The organism is Brooklawnia sp., from assembly GCF_049651565.1.
In the GTDB taxonomy this organism is placed as follows: Bacteria; Actinomycetota; Actinomycetes; order Propionibacteriales; family Propionibacteriaceae; genus Brooklawnia.
Genome location: NZ_JBASCI010000183.1, coordinates 1 through 14467 on the forward strand (window position 1 = coordinate 1; position 14467 = coordinate 14467).

14 protein-coding genes, 1 tRNA gene and 1 pseudogene are annotated in these 14467 nt (G+C 68.8%); 15 read left to right on the forward strand and 1 reads right to left on the reverse strand.

The window, feature by feature from the left end:
* The 9 genes and pseudogenes from mfd to WBL05_RS08590 all read left to right on the forward strand — a co-directional run.
* A partial coding sequence (mfd, locus tag WBL05_RS08550; RefSeq protein WP_424225229.1) for a transcription-repair coupling factor occupies positions 1-2329 on the forward strand: 2329 nt, incomplete at its 5' end.
* Positions 2330-2395: 66 nt separating this feature from the next.
* Positions 2396-3760: a pyruvate kinase gene (gene pyk / locus WBL05_RS08555; protein WP_424225230.1), complete on the forward strand. Its 1365-nt coding sequence runs from the start codon at positions 2396-2398 to the stop codon at positions 3758-3760.
* A gap of 97 nt (positions 3761-3857) precedes the next feature.
* Complete coding sequence (locus tag WBL05_RS08560) at positions 3858-4388, forward strand: hypothetical protein (RefSeq protein ID WP_424225231.1); 531 nt, start codon at positions 3858-3860, stop codon at positions 4386-4388.
* 26 nt (positions 4389-4414) lie between these two features.
* On the forward strand, positions 4415-5026 hold the full coding sequence (locus tag WBL05_RS08565; RefSeq protein ID WP_424225248.1) for a MazG family protein: 612 nt from the start codon (positions 4415-4417) through the stop codon (positions 5024-5026).
* A gap of 110 nt (positions 5027-5136) precedes the next feature.
* The gene (eno, locus tag WBL05_RS08570; RefSeq protein ID WP_424225232.1) at positions 5137-6432 is read left to right on the forward strand and encodes a phosphopyruvate hydratase; all 1296 of its coding nucleotides are present in this window, start codon (positions 5137-5139) and stop codon (positions 6430-6432) included.
* 387 nt (positions 6433-6819) lie between these two features.
* A pseudogene (locus tag WBL05_RS08575) lies at positions 6820-7057 on the forward strand (FtsB family cell division protein); the annotation flags it as partial.
* A gap of 141 nt (positions 7058-7198) precedes the next feature.
* Positions 7199-7726: a DUF501 domain-containing protein gene (locus tag WBL05_RS08580; protein ID WP_424225250.1), complete on the forward strand. Its 528-nt coding sequence runs from the start codon at positions 7199-7201 to the stop codon at positions 7724-7726.
* Entirely contained in the window at positions 7719-8675 is a 957-nt protein-coding gene (locus WBL05_RS08585; protein WP_424225234.1) for an exopolyphosphatase, read from the forward strand. The genes WBL05_RS08580 and WBL05_RS08585 overlap by 8 nt, the downstream gene beginning before the upstream one ends.
* Before the next feature lie 6 nt (positions 8676-8681).
* A tRNA-Leu gene (locus tag WBL05_RS08590) sits at positions 8682-8754 on the forward strand.
* A 20-nt stretch (positions 8755-8774) separates the two neighbouring features.
* On the opposite strand, the gene WBL05_RS08595 is transcribed toward WBL05_RS08590, so the two are convergent.
* Positions 8775-9140: a hypothetical protein gene (locus tag WBL05_RS08595; RefSeq protein WP_424225236.1), complete on the reverse strand. Its 366-nt coding sequence runs from the start codon at positions 9138-9140 to the stop codon at positions 8775-8777.
* Between the two features lie 186 nt (positions 9141-9326).
* On the opposite strand from WBL05_RS08595, the gene WBL05_RS08600 reads away from it, so the two are divergent.
* The 6 genes from WBL05_RS08600 to WBL05_RS08625 form a co-directional block, all read left to right on the forward strand.
* Entirely contained in the window at positions 9327-10304 is a 978-nt protein-coding gene (locus WBL05_RS08600) for a hypothetical protein (protein ID WP_424225238.1), read from the forward strand.
* 153 nt (positions 10305-10457) lie between these two features.
* Positions 10458-10811: a GntR family transcriptional regulator gene (locus tag WBL05_RS08605; RefSeq protein ID WP_424225239.1), complete on the forward strand. Its 354-nt coding sequence runs from the start codon at positions 10458-10460 to the stop codon at positions 10809-10811.
* Complete coding sequence (locus tag WBL05_RS08610; RefSeq protein ID WP_424225241.1) at positions 10808-11818, forward strand: hypothetical protein; 1011 nt, start codon at positions 10808-10810, stop codon at positions 11816-11818. Before WBL05_RS08605 ends, WBL05_RS08610 begins: the two co-directional genes overlap by 4 nt.
* Positions 11805-12779 carry a CPBP family intramembrane glutamic endopeptidase gene (locus WBL05_RS08615; protein WP_424225243.1) on the forward strand — a complete coding sequence of 325 codons (975 nt, stop codon included), beginning with the start codon at positions 11805-11807 and terminating at the stop codon, positions 12777-12779. Before WBL05_RS08610 ends, WBL05_RS08615 begins: the two co-directional genes overlap by 14 nt.
* Complete coding sequence (locus WBL05_RS08620) at positions 12776-13528, forward strand: SIR2 family NAD-dependent protein deacylase (RefSeq protein ID WP_424225245.1); 753 nt, start codon at positions 12776-12778, stop codon at positions 13526-13528. Before WBL05_RS08615 ends, WBL05_RS08620 begins: the two co-directional genes overlap by 4 nt.
* A gap of 210 nt (positions 13529-13738) precedes the next feature.
* Positions 13739-14467: DUF222 domain-containing protein (locus WBL05_RS08625; RefSeq protein ID WP_424225246.1), on the forward strand; the 729-nt coding region annotated here is incomplete at its 3' end.

Genomic DNA, 14467 nt, shown 5'->3' on the forward strand with positions numbered 1-14467 from the left:
CGACATCGCGTCCCGCATCGACGATGACCTGGCCGACCCGATCGAAGCCAGCCCGGTGGTCCGCATCTTCCGAAGCGGGCTGCGGCATGGCTGCCGTGCCTCCGGCGTCCAGCTGGTGGTGCACACCGCCGCCGACATCACCGGGGCGGGCGCCGAACGCAACGCCCGGAAGCTGCCCACCCGCCGCCGCAACCAGATCGTCCCGCTCGAACTCAGGCCGGGGGACGCCCTGGTGCACCAGCAGCACGGGGTGGGCCGCTACACCGAGATGGTCACCCGCACCGTCGCCGGCGCCACCCGGGAGTACCTGGTGCTGGAGTACGCGCCGTCCAAGCGCGGACAGCCCGGCGACCGGCTGTACGTCCCGATGGACCAGCTGGACGAGGTGTCCCGCTACGTGGGTGGCGAGTCGCCCAGCCTGGACCGGATGGGCGGGGCCGACTGGCGGCAGCGCAAGTCGCGCGCCCGCAAGGCGGTCCGCGAGATCGCCTCCGACCTGATCAAGCTGTACGCGGCCAGGCAGGCCACCAGGGGCCACGCCTTCGGCCCGGACACCCCGTGGCAGCGCGAACTCGAGGACGCCTTCAGCTACACCGAGACCCCTGACCAGTTGGCCACCATCAACGACGTCAAGGCCGACATGGAGCAGGTGGTCCCGATGGACCGGCTGGTCAGCGGCGACGTCGGCTACGGCAAGACCGAGATTGCCGTCCGGGCGGCGTTCAAGGCGGTGCAGGACGGCAAGCAGGTGGCCGTGCTGGTGCCGACCACGCTGCTGGTGCAGCAGCACACCAACACCTTCACCGAGCGCTACGCGGGGTTCCCGGTGACGGTTGCGTCGCTCAGCCGATTCCAGACCGACAAGGACGTCGCCGAGACCGTCGCGGGCCTGGCCTCCGGGCGCGTCGACGTGGTGATCGGCACCCACCGGTTGCTCAGCGACAAGGTGCAGTTCAAGGACTTGGGCCTGGTGATCATCGACGAGGAGCAGCGGTTCGGCGTCGAGCACAAGGATGCCCTGAAGAAGATGCGGGTCAACGTCGACGTGCTGTCGATGAGCGCGACCCCGATCCCGAGAACCCTGGAGATGGCGATCACCGGCATCCGGGAGATGTCGACGATCGCTACCCCACCGGAGGAGCGGCACCCGGTGCTGACCTTCGCCGGCCCCTACGACCAGGGCCAGGTGGCCGCCGCCATCCGGCGCGAACTGGCCCGGGAGGGACAGGTTTTCTTCGTCCACAACCGGGTGCAGGACATCGAGAAGGTGGCCGGGCAACTGCGCGAGGCGGTGCCGGAGGCGAACATCGTCACCGCGCACGGCCAGATGTCGGAGCGGGCGCTGGAGAAGGTGATGTTCGACTTCTGGGAGCGCCGCATCGACGTGCTGGTCTGCACCACCATCGTCGAGGCCGGCATCGACGTCTCGACCGCGAACACGCTGATCGTCGACCGGGCCGACCGGATGGGCCTGTCGCAGCTGCACCAGTTGCGTGGCCGGGTCGGACGCTCCCGCGAGCGCGGTTACGCCTACTTCCTCTACCCGCCGGACAAGCCGCTCACCCAGACCGCCCACGACCGGCTGGCGGCGCTGGCGTCCAACGCCGAACTGGGTGCCGGAATGGCGATCGCGATGAAGGACCTGGAGATCCGCGGCGCCGGCAACCTGCTGGGCGACGAGCAGTCCGGGCACATCGCCGACGTCGGATTCGACCTGTACATCAGGATGGTCGGTGAGGCGGTCGGCGAGTATCGCGGCGAGGCCAGTGCCGAGGAGGAGGCCGAGATGCGCATCGAGCTGCCGGTCGACGCGCACCTGCCCATCGATTATGTCGAATCGGAACGGTTGCGGCTGGAGATGTACCGTCGGCTGGCCGAGGTGCGCAGTGACGAGGACGTCGACGAGCTGCGCGCAGAACTGCTCGACCGCTACGGGACGCCGCCGCCGCCGACTGAGGCGCTGCTAGCGGTGGCCCGGTTCCGGATCGCCTGCCGGCGCGCCGGGCTGGCGGAGGTGATGACGCAGGGCAACTACATCCGGTTCGGTCCGGTGAATGGCCGGCTGCTGCCGTCTGGGGAGCGGGTCGACCTGCCGGAGTCGAGGCAGTTGCGGCTGAAGCGGATGCATCCGGGCACGCTGTTGAAGGACGCCGCGAACGTCGCGCTGGTGCCACGGCCGAAAACCCAGACCATGCCGATCGCCCCGATCGAGGGCCTGCCGTTGCTGGAGTGGGCCACCGGCGTGGTGGAGGCGGTATTCGCGGCCGAGACCATCCGGCCGTCTGGCAATAAGCCGGTTGATTGCGTGCCCAGCCGGTATCCCGGATAGCGTTGTCACGTGCGTAGAGCGAAGATTGTCTGCACTCTCGGGCCGGCGACGGAGACCCAGGAGCGCATGGAAGAACTTGTCCGGGCCGGCATGGATGTGGCCCGGTTCAACATGAGCCACGGCTCCCACGAAGAGCACGCCCGGCGGCTGGCCGAGACCCGTGCCGCCAGCACCGCTGTCGGCAAGACCGTCGGCCTGCTCGCCGACCTGCAGGGGCCCAAGATCCGCCTCGGCAGGTTCGTCGACGGGCCGGTCGAGCTCGTCGAGGGGCAGACCTTCACCATCACCGTCGACGATGTCCTCGGCGACGCCGAGCGGTCCACCACCACGTTCAAGGGTCTGCCCGCCGACGTGCGGCCCGGCGACAGCATCCTCATCGACGACGGCCGAGTGCAACTCGAGGCCGTCAGCGTGACCGACACCGATGTGGTGACCAGAGTCGTGGTTGCCGGCCCGGTCAGCAACAACAAGGGCATCAACCTGCCCGGTGTGGCCGTCAACGTGCCTGCCCTGTCCGAGAAGGACGAGGACGACCTCCGGTTCGCGTTGCGCAACGACTTCGACATGATCGCGCTGTCGTTCGTGCGGGACGCCGCCGATGTCGAGCGGGTTCACCAGATCATGGCCGAAGAGGGCCTGCGGCTGCCCGTGATCGCCAAGATTGAGAAACCTCAGGCGGTGCAGAACCTGGACGCCATCATCGCCGCCTTCGACGGGTTCATGGTGGCGCGCGGCGACCTCGGCGTCGAACTGCCGTTGGAGGAGGTGCCGATGGTGCAGAAGGACATCATCACCAAGGCACGCACCAAGTCGAAGCCGGTGATCGTGGCCACCCAGATGCTCGACTCGATGATCGGGTCGCCGACGCCGACCCGCGCCGAGACCTCAGACGTCGCCAACGCGGTGCTCGACGGTGCCGACGCGGTCATGCTGTCAGGGGAGACCTCTGTGGGCGCCTACCCGGTCCGGACGGTCGAGACGATGGCCCGGATCATCACCAAGACCGAGGAACTCGGCCTGGACCGGATCTCCCGGATCGACTGGAAGCTCGACTCGATCCCCGGGGCGGTGACGATGTCGGCGCTCGACATCGGACGCATCGTCGAGGCCAGCCATCTGATCGCCTGCACCCAGTCCGGGGACACCGCCCGCCGGCTCGCCCGGTACCGCGGTGCGATCCCGATGGTCGCGTTCACCCCGATCCGCAAGACCGCGCAGAACCTGACGTTGCTGTGGGGCACCCAGGTCTTCGCGCTGGCCGAGTACTCCAACACCGACGAGATGCTGCGGCTGGTCGACACCCAGCTGATCGGGCGCGGGGTCTGCCGACCGGGCGAGCGGGTGGTGGTGGTCTTCGGTTCGCCGATCGGTGTCGAGGGGCACACCAACTCGCTGCACGTGCATGTGGTTGAGGACGTCACCAGCCAGTAACCGAGCGGGGACGCCGAGGCCCGAGCGCCGGGCAGGCCCGACCGCCGCGGCGGCGTAGACTGACCGCTGATCGTCCACGAGAACCAATGGGGTCCACATGAACAAGGTCGTCCCAACTGCGGTGCTACCACTGCTCGGGTTGTCGCTGTTGGCCGGGTGCGCGCCCACCGGCGGCACGGCTGCCATCGTCAACGGCGTCGTGCTGCCCGATTCGCGAGTGATCGAGGCGTCCGAGGCCTGTGCCGATGCGCTGCGGGCCAACGGCGCCCAGAACGCCGAGCCCGGCGCGATTCGCCGTGAGATGCTCGAGTGGGTCGTGATGGACGAGATGGGCAAGCAGTACGTCGACTCGCAGCCAACCAAGCCGACCGAGGACGAGTTGCGGGCCGAGGCGGCCGCACTGAACCTTCAGCCGCTGCTCCAGAACGAGCGCTGCGCCGAGATCACCCTGGGTGTTGCCCGGTACAACCTCGTGGCGTCCTCCCTCGGCTCGAACTGGTCGGACGCCTTCGGCGACTTCGAGGTCGAGCTGAATCCGCGCTACGGCACCTGGGACCTGTCGAACGTCAGCGCCGTTGGCTCGGGTTCGCTGTCGCAGCTCGACGAGAACTACCGTCCGGCCACGTGAGCCAACTGCTCCGGCTGGCCGACATCATGGCGCGCCTGCGGGTCGAGTGCCCGTGGGACGCCGAGCAGACCCACCGCAGCCTGGCCAAGCACCTGATCGAGGAGACCGCCGAGGTGGTCGAGGCGATCGAGGCGGGCAGCACCGACACCGACATACCCGACGACGACCTGCGGGAAGAACTCGGTGACCTGCTGCTGCAGATCTACTTCCACGCCGAGATCGCGTCCAGCCAGCACCGATTCGACATCGAGGATGTCGCGAAGGGCATCTGCGACAAGCTGGTGCGCCGCCACCCATGGGTCTTCGACGGCGCCGACAACCCCGAGGACATGATGGGCACCTGGGAGGCCGCGAAGCAGGCCGAGAAGCAGCGCGCCAGCGCGCTGGAGGGGATCCCGGAAACGCTGTCGACCCTGGCCCGGGCCGGCAAGGTGGTGGCACGCACCCGGCACGTGCACCTCGACGTGCCGATGGCCGCCGAACCGATCACCGCCGAGCAGCTGGGCACCGAGGTGCTAAGGCTTGTCCAGCGGGCGCAGGCCAGCGGCATCGATCCCGATCAGGCCACCCGGGACGCGTTGCGGGCGCTCGAGCGAGCCATCCTGACCGCTGAGGCACCCAGCGAAGAAGCCTGCTGAACCGCGGTCGGCGGGGTTGTTGGCAACCGTGGCGCCTGTCGGTGGTCAGGCCGATAGTGTGGTGTGCGGACAACGAATCGATCCACCAGTCCGAAGAAAGGGCAACACCCGTGGCACTTATCGAATACATCGAGGCTCGCGAGATCCTGGATTCGCGCGGCAACCCGACCGTCGAGGTAGAGGCCCTGCTCGATGACGGCTCCTACGCCGTCGCCGGCGTCCCCTCCGGCGCCTCCACCGGCGCCTTCGAGGCCGTCGAACTGCGCGATGGCGACAAGAAGCGTTACGGCGGCAAGGGTGTGCTGAAGGCCGTCGAGAACGTCAACGAAGAGATCTACAAGGAGGTCGTCGGCTGGGACGCCACTGACCAGCGTGGCCTCGACCAGGCGATGATCGAACTGGACGGCACCAGCAACAAGGCCAACCTCGGCGCCAACGCCATCCTCGGAGTTTCGCTGGCCGTCGCCCGGGCCGCCGCCGAGTCGGCCGAACTGCCCCTCTACAAGTACATCGGCGGGCCGGCCGCCAATCTGTTGCCCGTCCCGATGATGAACATCCTCAACGGTGGCGCGCACGCCGACTCCAACGTCGACATTCAGGAGTTCATGATCGCGCCGGTCGGCGCCGAGTCCTTCTCCGAGGCAGTGCGCGTCGGTTCCGAGGTCGCGCAGGCGCTGAAGAAGGTACTGAAGGACCGCGGGCTGGCCACCGGCCTGGGTGACGAGGGCGGCTTCGCCCCGAACCTGGAGTCGAACCGCGCCGCCCTCGACCTGATCATGGAGGCCATCCAGGCCGCCGGCTACACCCCGGGCAAGGACGTCGCGCTTGCGCTCGACGTGGCCGCCACCGAGTTCTTCGGCGAGGACGAGCAGTACGAGTTCGAGGGCGCGAAGAAGACCAGCGCCGAAATGATCGAGTACTACGAGCAACTGGTCAACGATTACCCGCTGGTCTCCATCGAGGACCCGCTGGACGAGGATGACTGGGATGCCTGGGTCGTCATCACTGAGCGACTCGGTGACAAGGTGCAGCTGGTCGGCGACGACTTCTTCGTCACCAACGTCGAGCGGCTGCAGCGCGGCATCGATCGCAAGGCCGCCAACGCCCTGCTGGTCAAGGTGAACCAGATCGGTTCGCTCACCGAGACCATCGACGCGGTCAACCTCGCCCACCGCAACGGCTACAGCAGCATGATGAGCCACCGCTCCGGCGAGACCGAGGACACCACCATCGCCGACCTGGCCGTCGCACTGAGCTGTGGCCAGATCAAGTCCGGTGCCCCGGCCCGCGGCGAGCGAATCGCCAAGTACAACCAGCTGCTGCGCATCGAGCACGAGCTCGACGAGTCGGCCGTCTACGCCGGTGCGTCCGCGTTCCCGCGCTTCGACGCCGACAAGTGGGCCTGAGCCCGAGCTGCCGGTGAACTGATGCTGGGGTCGTCCTCGCGTTTCGGCGCGGGGCCGGCCCCAGCTATGTTCCATCATGGAATGACGAAGAGCAGCATCCGAGCCGACGCCGCTGGGAAGGGGTGACAAGTGCCGGACCCGTCCCGCAGGCCCACCCAGCGCCGTCCCGGCGGACGTGGCCGCGCCGACACCCCCGCCGCGCGGACCGCGTCGCGCCCCAGCCAGCGCAGCTCGTCAAGTGGCAGGAACAGTGAGGCGACCAGACCGAAGGCCGCGCACGCAACCGCCGAACAACCCAGGACGCCCGGTGGCGCCACCCTCGTCCCGAGGCTGCGCAGCGGGCTGCGGGTCACCCAACGGGCGATCATCCTCGGCGTGGTGCTTGTGGTGCTGTTGTTCAGCTACGCCACCACGCTGCGGGTCTTCTTCAACCAGCAGTACCGAATCGCCGAGGCGCGCGAGCAGATCGCACAGCACGAGCAGTCGATCAGCACCCTCGAGGACGAGATCGAGCGCTGGAACGACCCCCAGTACGTCAAGATCCAGGCGCGGGAGCGGCTGGGTTGGGTGGTGCCCGGCGAGACCGGGTTCCGGGTTATCGGCCCCGACGGCAAGCCCTACGGCGGCGGCTCGCAGATCGGCGCGGCGCAACTGCCCGAGGGGGAGTACGCCAAGACGTGGTGGGACCGCATGTGGGGCAGCGTCACCGCCGCCGACGACCCGATCCCGCAGGAAGATGGCCCGTAACAGGGAGGGAGTGGTCGGCATGGCCAGGTACGAGGTGTACACCGACTACGACGCCCGCATCGCCGAAGCCCAGTTGGGACGCCCGATGCGCGGCGTTGCCGGTGTCGCCTGGCGCTGCCCCTGCGGGCGTCCGGGGGTGCTGGCCACCCGTCCCCGGCTACCCGGCGGAACCCCGTTCCCAACCACCTACTACCTGACCTGCCCGCGGGCGGTCGCCGCGGCGTCCCGGCTGGAGGGCTCGGGGATCATGGCCGAGATGACCCAGCGGCTGACCGAGGACTCACAACTCGCCGAGCAGTACCGGCGGGCGCACCAGGCCTACCTGGCCGACCGTGCCGCACTGGCCGACGCCGGTGACGAGGTCGCCGAGATCGCCGGCTTCAGCGCCGGCGGGATGCCAAACCGGGTGAAGTGCCTGCACGCCCTGGTCGCGCACTCGCTGGCCGCCGGGCCGGGGGTGAACCCCATCGGCGACGAGGCGCTGGCGTTGATGGGGGAGTTCTGGCACGGTCCCTGTCAACCCGAGGAGGAGGAGCGCGATGGGTGAGCGGGTTGCCGCCCTGGACGCCGGCACCAACACGCTGCGGCTGTACATCGCCGAGGTGGAGGAACCCGCCAGCGGGCGCCCGGTTCTGCGGGAACTCGAGCGCGAGCTGCGGTTCGTCGGGCTCGGCCACGGCGTGGACGCCACCGGCCTGCTGAACGAGGCCTCGATCGCCCGGGCCTGGGCGGCGATCGAGGAGTACCTGCAGCTGCTGCGCCGGCACCGCTGCAGCCGGGCCCGGTTCGTGGCGACTTCGGCGTCCCGCGACGCCGCCAATCGGGACGAGTTCTTCGACGGCGTGCGTGACCGGTTGGGTATCCAGCCCGAGCTGATCAGCGGGGACGAGGAGGCGGGGCTCTCGTTCGCCGGCGCGGTGTCCGGGGCGCGGCTGGACGGCGACCCGGTGCTGGTGATGGATTCCGGCGGCGGCTCCACCGAATTGGTGCGCGGCGACTCGTCCGGACGGGTGGAGCAGGCGCAGAGCATCGAGATGGGCTCCCGGCGGATCAGGGAACGCTACCTGATCGGCGACCCGCCGTCCGCCGCCCAGGTAGCGGCCGCCCGCGAGGAGATGAACCGGCAACTGGACCGCTGCTCGGTCGACCTGACCGGCATCCGCACGTTCATCGGCGTGGCCGGTACCGCGACCTCGATGGGGGCGGTGAATCTGGGCCTGACCGAGTACGACCGGAACCGCGTTCACGGCTCACTGATGAGCCCGCTCGAGGTTGTCCACCTGGCCGACCGGTTGCTGGTCATGACGGTGGCGGAGGTGGCCGCGCTCGGCCCGGTGGCGCCCGAACGCGCCACCGTGCTGGGCGCCGGGTCGCTGGTGATCGCCGAAGTCACCCGGCGGGTGGGGGTCGACCTGCAGGTCAGCGAGGCCGACATCCTGGACGGCATCGCCTGGTCGATCGTCGGCGCCGGCAAGGGTCAGCCGCTACCCGGCTGACCCGCGGCCCCCGTAGCCCAACGGTAGAGGCAGGCGGCTTAAACCCGCTGAAGTATGGGTTCGACTCCCATCGGGGGCACCGCGCGGTGTTCGGCAGGATCAATGCAGGCCAAGCAGTTCACGAAGCTTGTCGTGGTCGCCGCCATCGAGCTCGAGCACTACGCCGGCCCGTCGTTCCTCCTCCCAGTCCCGGTCCCACTGGTTGTGGGTGTAGGCCAGCATCCATCCGTTCGGTGACTTGATCATCGCCAGTTCGCGTCCGTCGTCCCTGGGCGAAGTGGCCTCGTGGGTGAGGATGAGTTCATTGAGCTTCTCGGTGAGGTCGGCCAGCAATTCGTCATGGTGCTCGGTCAATCGCACCACCGGCTCGAAGCGCACGACAGCCTGGCTCGAGCCGCCCTGACGGGGCAGACGGCAGATCAACTTGTCGTCGATGAACCCATAGGTGTGGTCGTACTTGCCCATCGGTCAATCCCTTTCTACTGCAGCACCTGCTGCTTGGTCCCCCGACCCTATCGGGGGTTCGCAACGCTTGATACGGCCCTTGGGCCTGCGGCTAAGGGCCGGCAGGCCGGGGTTTCCAGAGGAGAACGACAAAGCTATGGACCCCGCTCAGATGTCCCTGCATCGGCCAGGGTTCACAATGCCGGCATGCGGTACGAACCACGCGGGCTGATCCTCACCGGGGTGGCAGTGGCGCTCACCCTGTTGATCGGTCTCGGCGGAGCCATCTGGTTGTGGACGCAACGCGACCTGTTCACCACGAACCTCCACAGCCAGTGGGGCAGTCTGGGGCACCCCGACAACTACACGCCCTTCGTCTCGGCGCTGGCGCTGAATGTGCTGGTCAGCACGGCGATGCCGCTGTTCCTGGCCGCGATGGGCGTGGTCAGCAACCAGACGCGCCAGGCCGCCCCGCTGAGCGCGGCGGTGGCGACGTTCCTCGGTGTGCTGCTGCACGGCGCGGTCTGGACGCAACGAGGCCTCGGCCTGACCACCATGCAGACCGCCTCGCTGGGTCATCCGCTGCTCTGGGCGGCCCTGTCCACCATCGTGGTGACGCTTTCGATGCTGTGGTTGGCCCGAGTTCTGCGCGTCCCGGCCGCCCCGAACGGTGAGCAGGAGACCACCTTGCCCGGGATGCGGCAGTGGGCGGGCTGGTCAGGCCACACCCCGTGGTCGCCGCGGCTGGGGCTGCAGGTTGCCGCCCTCGCGATCGGTCTTGGCGCCCAGTTCGCTGCCGCCCTGGCGACCGGATCTGCGGCCCTGATCGTGGCGAGCTTCCTGGCCGCGGGCCTGGTGCTCCTGCGTGCCCCGCTGGCCGCCGCGCTGGTGCGGATCGAACCCGGAGGAGTGTGGATCACCGGGTACGGGTTCATGGCCTGGCAGGTGATCGAGATCGACCGGGTGTCGCGGGCCAGCGTGGTGAGCGTCGATCCGCGCCGGTACGGCGGGATCGGCCGCCGGATCCTCGCCGACGGCACCGAGGCGTTCATCACTGGCCGCGGCGATGCGTTGCGAATCGACCTGAACAACGGGGAGCGGGTGCTGGTGACGTTGGTGCACGCGGACGTGGCCGCCCAGACGCTGAACGGCCTGGTGGAACGGCGCTGGGAGCGCTACGGCTAGCGTCCTTGTCGTTCTCGGCGCGTCTGTCGGGCCGGGCCCAACCCCCGAGCCAGGGCGTGCACTATCGGGCCCCCGCGCCCGATCCTGCCCAGAAGGACGAGTGCACTGAAGAAGAAGCTTGTCCGCAGCGTCTGTTCTAGTTATTCTAGAACTATGCTGTGGCAGATCGACCAACGCGATCCGCAGCCGCTGTACGAGCAGATCGCGAACGTCGTCCGGCGGGCCGTGGACGAGCGAACGCTGCGTCCCGGCGACCGGCTGCCGACCGGCAAGGACCTGGCGGGCAGCCTGGACGTCAACCTGCACACCGTGCTGCGGGCCTACCAGACACTGCGGGACGAAGGCCTGATCGAGCTGCGAAGGGGACGTGGCGCAGTGGTGATCGCGTCCGGGAACGGCGCCGCCCGGCTCAGCGGTATGGTCGTCGAGCTGGTCGCGCAGGCCGATCGGCTCGGCATCAGCCGCGACGAGCTGATCCAGATGATCGACAAGAAAGTCCAGGAATGACCAGCCGACGCAGAATCGACCGGAGCCAGGTGACGGCAACCCTGGTCAGCGCGCTGATCGTGATCGTCGCCGCGGTCGGCGGCTCGCTACTGCTGTGGAGTGTGCGCGAACAGTTGCCCGAAGTGGTGGCGACCCACTGGGGCCCGGACGGCAACGCCGATGCCTTCCGGCCGGTGGCCGAGCTGTACGTGCAGAACGCGGTGGTGGTCGCGGTGCTGCCGCTGTTCCTGCTGGTGATCGGGCTGGTGACCCGGCAGGGCCGCGTGATGGGTCCGATCAGCGCCGCAACCGCCGTGTTCATGTCGGTGGTGATGAACGGTTCGCTGTGGCTGCAGCGTGGTATGACCGCCGAGCAGGTGCCAGATGCCTCGTTCGATTTGGCGATGGTGGTGGCCAGCATCGCGGCTGCCGCGGTGGGCGTGCTGGGGTGGTTGGTCTTCCGCCGCCCGCGCAGCGAGGCGCCGGTGCCGCTGAACATCGCCTCGAATGCGCCCCGACTGCTGGTGGACGAGGCGGTGACGCTGGCATGGACCGGCCGCACCCGGCTGGCCCCGGCAGCGATCGTGGTGCTCGGCATCGGGACGCTCGCCACCGTGATCCCGGTTCCGTTGATGGTCGCCAGCGGGAACTGGGGGTCGGCGATCGTGATGGCCTTGCTGGCGGTCGTGATTGCCGTGCTCGGCCTGGCGATGGCAGCCAACGTCGCAGTCGATGCCCGCGGCGTGCGGGCCCGGGCGCTTGGTTTCATACCCTGGGCCGACGTGCCGATGCAGACCATCGCGGGCGCCACCGTCAAGAACGTCAACCCGCTGGGTGACTTCGGCGGCTGGGGGTTGCGGGCCGGGTTCAACGGTGAGCGTGGCCTGATCACGTCCGGCGGACCGGCGCTTCGCATCGACCGTGGCGACCAGGGCCCCTTCCTGATCACCCTCAGCGACGCCGAGGCTGCGGCCGCCACCCTCAACACCCTGCTGGCCCGAAGGGAAGGTCACGATGAGCGACAGTGACGGCGTCCGCCTGCACCACGCGACGGGCCCGCACCCCGAACCGCACCGGGACGCGGGCTGGCGCGGGATCGCGGTGTTCTGCCTGATCGCCTACGCGCTGGCCTGGCTGGTGGCGCTGCCGCTGTGGCTGGGGGACGGGCTGGCCAGCCCGTTCTTCCTGCCCTGCTCGGTTGCGATGATGTTCACCCCGACGGTGGCCTCGGTGGTGGTGGTTCGGTTCATGGAGCGGCGTCCGGTGCTGGCGACTTTGGGTATCAAGCCGGCCGGTTCGGCCGCGCGACTGCTGATCTGGTTGCTGATCGCGATCGTCGCGGTCTTCGCGGTGGTGGTGCTGGGTCTGCTGAGCAGCGCCGCTCTCGGAACCTACTCCTTCGACCTGGCGAACATGTCGGCGTTCCGGCTGCTTCTGGAGCAGCAACTCGAAGCGGTGGGGTCTTCCGCCGACGACCTGCCGATGCCGATCCGGGTGATGTGGTTGCTGCAGTTCGTCAACCTCGCCGCGGCCTCACTGATGAATACGCTGCCGGCCGCGGGGGAGGAGATCGGCTGGCGTGGCTTCCTGTTCCCGCGGCTGCGCGACCGGCTTGGCGCCACTGGCGCGGTGCTGGCGTCCGGCGTCATCTGGGGTGCCTGGCATGCGCCGCTGATCCTGCTCGGTTACAACTATCCGTCCAACCCCCGAATGGGTGTGCTGATGATGTGTGTGTCGTGTATCGGGTTGGGCGCGCTGCTGGCCTGGGTGTCGCAGCGGGGCGCCTCGGTGTGGCCCGCCGCGCTCGGCCACGGCGCCTTCAACGCGATGATGAGCGGCACGATCATCCTGTTCGGGGACGCCTCGGTCAGCGTCGACACCATGAGCGCCACCCTGATGGGCTGGGGTGGCTGGCCAGTCTGGTTGCTGCTCGTTGTGGTGCTGCTTGCCACGAGGGCATTCCGGCCGTACGTACGGTCGGGGTCATGACCGACTTCTCCAGGGCCGCTGAACTGGTAGCGCAGTCGTCCCGGATCTTGGCCCTGACCGGAGCCGGCCTGTCCACGGCATCAGGCATCCCGGATTTCCGCGGCCCGCGGGGCAGGTGGACGCTGGATCCGGACGCGGAGAAGATCTCGACACTGTCGTACTACCTGACCGACGAGGCGGTGCGGCGCAAGGCGTGGCGGGCGCGGGCGGACGCGGCGGTCTGGGCGGCCAGACCGAATCCCGGCCACCTTGCGCTGGTCGACCTGGAACGTCAGGGTCGGCTGGCCGGAATCGTCACCCAGAACACCGACGGGCTGCACCTGCTGGCCGGGTCTTCACCCGAACTTGTGCACCAGGTGCACGGCAACGCCCGCACCTGGCGGTGCGAGTCCTGCGGGTTGACCGGCCCGATGACCGAGATGGTGGCCCGGGTGCACGCCGGGGACGACGACCCCCGCTGCCCGACTTGTGGCGGCATCACGCGGGCCACAGTGATCCTGTTCGAGGAGGCGCTCGACGCCGACGTCCTGGACGCCGCCACGTCGCTTGCCGAGCAGGCCGACCTGGTGCTGGCGGTCGGCACCTCGCTCACGGTCCACCCGGTGGCCGGTCTGGTGCCGTACGCCCGGCGAAACTCGGCTCGCGTGGTGATCGTCAACGCCCAGCGAACTCCTTACGACGGCCTCGCGGACGCGGTGCTGCGGGACCCGATCGAGCAAGTGCTGCCGCGGCTGGTGCCCCGGGGTTAGCCCGGCAGCGGTGCACTGGGCTCACCAGGGCCGGGCCGACTGCGCTGGCTTGGCTGCCTGGCTGGGGTGCCCCAGCGTTCCTCTTCTCCTCACCTGCCTCAGGTCGGTATCCGGCGCTGAGCGCAGTGTGCAGGAAAATATAGGAACACACTTTCTAGATCAACGGTTCGGAGGACGATTTTTGTCAGTCGTGCCCGGTTGACTTGTCCCATGAGCGATTCATCTGCCCCGGAAGAAGATTCACCCGCGCCGGAGGAACAGGTCTTCGAGCCGCCGCCGCCCGGCGATGTTAGGGCTGCGCTCGCGGCGCTGGATCATGCCCACCGGCAGCGGCTGGCCGGCGAGGTGAGCGAGTTGGTGGCCATCGTGCATGCCGCCGACCTGTATGAGGTCGATCAGGAAGCCGTGCTGGATGGCATGGAACGGCTGGTCCAGCCCGGCCATGACGGCACACCCCTGGTGGGTGAGTTCCTGGCCACCGAGATCGGCCCACTACTGGGCGTCTCACCGCAGGCGGCGATGGGCCGGATCGGTGACGCACTCGATCTGCGGCACCGGCTACCCAGACTGTGGAACACCGTGCTATCGGGGACGGTGCAGGTGTGGCAGGCGTTGAAGGTCTGCCAGGCCACCGCGGCATTGTCGGCGCAGGCGGCCGCCCGGGTGGACAAGCAGTTGGCGGACGCGTTGCCGGCGTGGCCGTGGCCGCGAGTCATGCGGGCACTACCGGCCTGGATCATCGCAGCCGACCCGGACACCGCCCGTCAACGCGCCGAAACAGCGGCCAGGGACCGGCACCTGCGGCTGTCCGGGATCAACGACGGGCATGTGGCGATGTGGGGGCTGCTGGACGCCGCCGACGGGATCGACTTCGACCAGGCGATCAACCGGATCGCCAACAGCTTGCCCAACGACCCCACCGCCGCCGGCGGCAGCGAC

Coding starts and splice junctions, on each gene's coding strand:
- pyk (WP_424225230.1), top strand. CDS start 2,396: ATGGAAGAACTTGTCCGGGCCGGCATGGATGTGGCCCGGTTCAACATG.
- WBL05_RS08560 (WP_424225231.1), top strand. CDS start 3,858: ATGAACAAGGTCGTCCCAACTGCGGTGCTACCACTGCTCGGGTTGTCG.
- WBL05_RS08565 (WP_424225248.1), top strand. CDS start 4,415: ATGGCGCGCCTGCGGGTCGAGTGCCCGTGGGACGCCGAGCAGACCCAC.
- WBL05_RS08580 (WP_424225250.1), top strand. CDS start 7,199: ATGGCCAGGTACGAGGTGTACACCGACTACGACGCCCGCATCGCCGAA.
- WBL05_RS08585 (WP_424225234.1), top strand. CDS start 7,719: ATGGGTGAGCGGGTTGCCGCCCTGGACGCCGGCACCAACACGCTGCGG.
- WBL05_RS08595 (WP_424225236.1), bottom strand. CDS start 9,140: ATGGGCAAGTACGACCACACCTATGGGTTCATCGACGACAAGTTGATC.
- WBL05_RS08600 (WP_424225238.1), top strand. CDS start 9,327: ATGCGGTACGAACCACGCGGGCTGATCCTCACCGGGGTGGCAGTGGCG.
- WBL05_RS08605 (WP_424225239.1), top strand. CDS start 10,458: ATGCTGTGGCAGATCGACCAACGCGATCCGCAGCCGCTGTACGAGCAG.
- WBL05_RS08610 (WP_424225241.1), top strand. CDS start 10,808: ATGACCAGCCGACGCAGAATCGACCGGAGCCAGGTGACGGCAACCCTG.
- WBL05_RS08615 (WP_424225243.1), top strand. CDS start 11,805: ATGAGCGACAGTGACGGCGTCCGCCTGCACCACGCGACGGGCCCGCAC.
- WBL05_RS08620 (WP_424225245.1), top strand. CDS start 12,776: ATGACCGACTTCTCCAGGGCCGCTGAACTGGTAGCGCAGTCGTCCCGG.